Genomic DNA, 1567 nt, shown 5'->3' with positions numbered 1-1567 from the left:
GCCGCGCCGACGCCGCCGAGGGAGAAGTGGATCGTCCAGAAGGCGGCGGTGACCCGGCCGAGCACGTGCTCCGGCGTCACCTCCTGGCGCAGCGACAGCGAGCAGATGCCGGCGACGCTCAGGCAGCCGAAGTAGACCGTCATCAGCGCGCCGACCTCGGCGGGCCGGCGGGTCGGCGCGAGGGCCGCGACCGCGCCGCCGGTGGCCGCGACCGCGCCGATCCAGCACGCCCCGAACCCGAACCGCCCGCGCAGCCGCGCGACGACCAGCGCACCGGTGACCGTTCCGGCGGCTCCGGCGGTGAGCACCAGCCCGACCGTTCCGTCGGACTGGCCGAGGCCGCGCTTGAGGTGGTAGATGACCACGTCGTCGATGCCGTAGGTGAGCAGCAGGTAGACGGTCAGCAGGGCGGTCAGCGGGCGCAGCACACGGTGGCCCAGCAGGAACCTCGCCCCGGCGAGGAACTCGGCCCACGGCCCCGGCCGGTCCGCCGCGTCGGCGGTCGCGGCGGACCGCGCGGGTAGCCGCACCAACGTCAGCAGCGCCCCGGAGGCCCCGAAGCTGGCGGCGTCGACGGCGAGCGCGCCGGCCGGGCCGAGCCAGCCGGACACGGCACCGGCCAGCGCGGGCCCCACGACCGCCGCGAGCGCGGTGCCGGCGTACAGTCGGCCGTTCGCCCGGGTCAGCTCCGGGGCGGGCACCAGGCCGGGCACCACGGTGACGGCGGCGACCTGGAAAACCATCCCGATCGCCGCGCCCAGGGGCAGCAGCACGAACAGCGGCCAGATCGGCGGGTCCGGGACCAGCCACCACACCAGCGGGACCACCACGAACAGCAGCATCCGCGCCACGTCGGCGCCGACCAGCAGCGCCCGCCGGTCGCACCTGTCCACCACGACGCCGGCGAACAGGCCGGCGAGCACCGCGGCCGTGCCGGACACGCCGGTGAGCAGGCCGGCCGTGGCGATCGAACCGGTCGCGTCGAGCACCAGCAGCGGCACGGCGAGCTGGGAGATCGAGTCGCCGAGGACGGAGAGGACCTGCGCCGCCCAGAACGCGTGGAAGCCACGGCTGCGCCCCGGCGGGGCGGGCGTGGCCGGCACCCCCGTGGTCACCGTCACCGGGCAGAGGGTAACCGACCGGCGAGCGGCCCGGCGGCCCGGCGAGTGGCCCAGCAGCCCAGCGAACGGCCCGGCGTGCCGCCCGGGGCGGCGGTGCCCGTGGGGTCAGCGGCGGGCGGGCAGCCGCAGCCCGCCCAATCCCCCGTCGACGGCCAGCGCGGTGCCGGTGACCGCGCCGGCGACCGGCGACGCCAGGTACACCACCGCGGCGGCGACCTCGGCGGCCGTGACCAACCGGCCGGTGGGCTGCCGCGCCGCGAGCTGCCGTTTCTCGGCCTCCGGGTCGGCGGCGGCGGCGAGCAGCCGGGCGACCCAGGGGGTGTCGACCGTGCCGGGCGCGACGCAGTTGACCCGGATACCGTCGCCGACCAGGTCGGCTGCCGTGGCGAGGGTCAGCGCGTGCACGGCGCTCCTTCGTCGCCGAGTACAGGGCACGGCGGGGCAGG

General features: G+C 77.5%; 2 protein-coding genes. Both read right to left on the bottom strand.

Annotated elements, in window-relative coordinates; all coding sequences use genetic code 11:
- Window positions 1–1121: MFS transporter (locus MCAG_RS27820; RefSeq protein ID WP_050778110.1), on the bottom strand; the 1121-nt coding region annotated here is incomplete at its 3' end.
- A 105-nt stretch (window positions 1122–1226) separates the two neighbouring features.
- Complete coding sequence (locus MCAG_RS27815) at window positions 1227–1526, bottom strand: SDR family oxidoreductase (RefSeq protein WP_232290312.1); 300 nt, start codon at window positions 1524–1526, stop codon at window positions 1227–1229.
- Between the last annotated feature and the right edge of the window lie 41 nt (window positions 1527–1567).

Origin of the sequence: Micromonospora sp. ATCC 39149 (assembly GCF_000158815.1) — a bacterium.
Lineage (GTDB): Bacteria > Actinomycetota > Actinomycetes > Mycobacteriales > Micromonosporaceae > Micromonospora.
The sequence above is the reverse complement of the archived record's forward strand: the minus strand, read 5'-3'. Positions and strand labels throughout refer to the sequence as shown.